General features: G+C 69.6%; 3 protein-coding genes. All 3 read left to right on the top strand.

Features of this window, described 5'->3' with window-relative positions:
* Window positions 1-37 precede the first annotated feature (37 nt).
* The 3 genes from tnpA to tnpC all read left to right on the top strand — a co-directional run bounded on the left by tnpA (window position 38) and on the right by tnpC (window position 2,352).
* Complete coding sequence (gene tnpA, locus HRV97_RS17180) at window positions 38-463, top strand: IS66-like element accessory protein TnpA (protein ID WP_082442347.1); 426 nt, start codon at window positions 38-40, stop codon at window positions 461-463.
* On the top strand, window positions 460-807 hold the full coding sequence (gene tnpB / locus HRV97_RS17175) for an IS66 family insertion sequence element accessory protein TnpB (protein WP_076711207.1): 348 nt from the start codon (window positions 460-462) through the stop codon (window positions 805-807). The genes tnpA and tnpB overlap by 4 nt, the downstream gene beginning before the upstream one ends.
* Before the next feature lie 111 nt (window positions 808-918).
* Entirely contained in the window at window positions 919-2,352 is a 1,434-nt protein-coding gene (gene tnpC / locus HRV97_RS17170) for an IS66 family transposase (RefSeq protein WP_056439428.1), read from the top strand.
* Window positions 2,353-2,377: the final 25 nt, after the last annotated feature.

The raw sequence follows: 2,377 nt of genomic DNA, 5'->3' as shown, positions 1-2,377 counted from the left end.
GTAAGCGTCCGGTCTTCTCCGCCTTGCCGACGAGGTGATGCGCAAGCCACAGGTGCGGCACTGTGGCAGACACCGGTGCGGCATCATGGCGACGCGAATTATCGAGATGGTTGGGCCTGAACCGCGCCGGCGGTTCAGCGAAGATGACAAGGCACGGATCGTGTCGGAGGCGATGATGCCGGGTGCCAGCGTGTTGGAGGTGGCGCGGCGACACCGGGTGTGCACGTCGCTGGTGTATCGCTGGCGACGCACGCTGCTGCGCGATGGGGTGGCGAGCGAAGCATTGCCGTTGCCGGGGCCGGCATTCATTCCGGTCGAGGTGGCGGGCGCGCCCATGGTGCCGCATTCGGAGCCGCTCGGACCGGGTGTGGTGGAAGTGGTCGGCCCGGCCGGGCAACGCATCCGCCTGGCACCTCCCATCGACGCGCGGGTGCTCAAGACCGTGCTGGCGGGGTTTGCTTGATCGGGCCGCCGGGCGGTGTCCGGGTGTATCTGGCGGCCGGGGTCACGGACATGCGCAAGGGCTTCGACGGGCTGGCCGCGCTGGTACAGCAGCGGCTGCGCCAGGATCCGTTTGGCGGTGCGGTGTACGCCTTCCGGGGCAAGCGTGGCGATCTGGTCAAGCTGCTGTGGTGGGATGGTCAGGGTCTCGTGCTCCATGCCAAGCGCCTGGAGCGGGGCCGGTTCACCTGGCCGGCGACCGCGGACGGCGTCGCGGTGCTGACCCCGGCGCAGCTGTCGATGCTGCTCGAAGGGGTGGACTGGCGGCATCCGATCCGGTCCTCGCAGCCGACCTTGGCCTGGTAAAAAGTACGGTTTCCTGCGGCTTTCGCGTGTATCGGCACGGGGGTTCTGGTATAAGCGGGCGTGTCGCCCGATGCCGCCTCGCTGCCCGACGATATCGCCCTTCTGAAGGCCATGCTCATTGCTGCCGGCGCCGAGCTGGAGCAGTTGCGGATGCAGGTCGCGCGGCTGCGGCGCATGGCCTTCGGCCGTTCGTCGGAGAAGCTGACGCACCAGGCTGACCAGCTGGAACTCGGGCTGGAAGAGCGCGAGGCGGAAGCCGCCACTGCGGCGATGCCGGTGGTCACCCGGACACGGGAGACCGCCAGGCCGTATCGACAGCCGCTGCCCGACCATCTGCCCCGCACCGAGGTCGTGCATGAGGCACTGTGCGTCTGCCCCGACTGCGGTGGTGCCATGCGGCGCATGGGCGAGGACGTTACGGAACAGCTCGACTATGTGCCCGCCTCGTTCCGGGTCGTGCGCCACGTCCGGCCGCGGCTCAGCTGCCGGTCATGCGAGCGCATAGTGCAGGCGCCGTTGCCGTCCATGCCCATCGAGCGCGGTCGACCCGGTGCGGGGCTGCTCGCCCATGTGCTGGTGTCCAAATACGCCGACCATCTGCCGCTCTACCGCCAGTCGGGCATCTATGCTCGCCAGGGCGTCGACCTTGCCCGCTCCACGCTCGCCGACTGGGTCGGGCGCTCGGCCGCGCTCCTCGGCCCCTTGGTCGACGCGCTCGAGCGCCACGTCATGGGCGGCGCGACCCTCCATGCCGACGACACGCCGGTGCCGGTACTGGCCCCTGGCGCCGGTCGCACCAGGACGGGCAGGCTGTGGACCTATGTACGCGACGAGCGCGGGGCTGGCGGCGAGGCTCCGCCCGCCGTGCTGTTCCACTACGCGCCCGACCGCAAGGGCGAACGACCCGCCGGACATCTTGCCCGGTTCCGGGGCGATCTGCACGCCGATGGCTATGCCGGGTTCGACCGCCTGTATGGCGACCGCATCGCAGAGGTGGCCTGCTGGGCGCATGTCAGGCGCAAGTTCTTCGACGTCCACGCCGCAACCGGCTCCGCCACGGCCCGCGAGGCACTGGACCATATCGCCGGCCTCTATGCCGTCGAACAGGATGTGCGTGGTCGGCCCCCGGACGAGCGACGGCACGCGCGCCAGGCCAGGGCCGGACCGCTGCTCGATGCATTCCGTCAGTGGCTCGATGCAACGGGACCGAAACTGTCCCGGCGCTCCGACCTTGCGGTCGCTATCCGCTATGCGCTCACCCGCTGGACGGCGCTGACCCGCTATGCCGACGATGGTCGCCTGGAGATCGACAACAATGCCGCCGAGCGCTCGCTGCGCGGTATCGCCGTCGGGCGCAAAAACTGGCTATTCGCGGGCTCCGACCAGGGCGGGCACCGCGCCGCCAGCATCTACAGCCTGGTGGAAACCGCCAGGCTCAACGGCGTCGACCCCGAGGCCTGGCTGGCCGACACCATCAGACGCATCGCAGACCATCCGGCCCGCCGGGTCGCTGAACTGCTGCCGTGGAACTACCGGCCCGTTTGAGGTGACGCCGTCACCGGACGCTTAC

The sequence above is a fragment of the Sphingomonas hominis genome (genome assembly GCF_013328205.1).
In the GTDB taxonomy this organism is placed as follows: Bacteria; Pseudomonadota; Alphaproteobacteria; order Sphingomonadales; family Sphingomonadaceae; genus Sphingomonas; species Sphingomonas hominis.
This window is presented reverse-complemented; position numbering and strand designations above follow the sequence as displayed.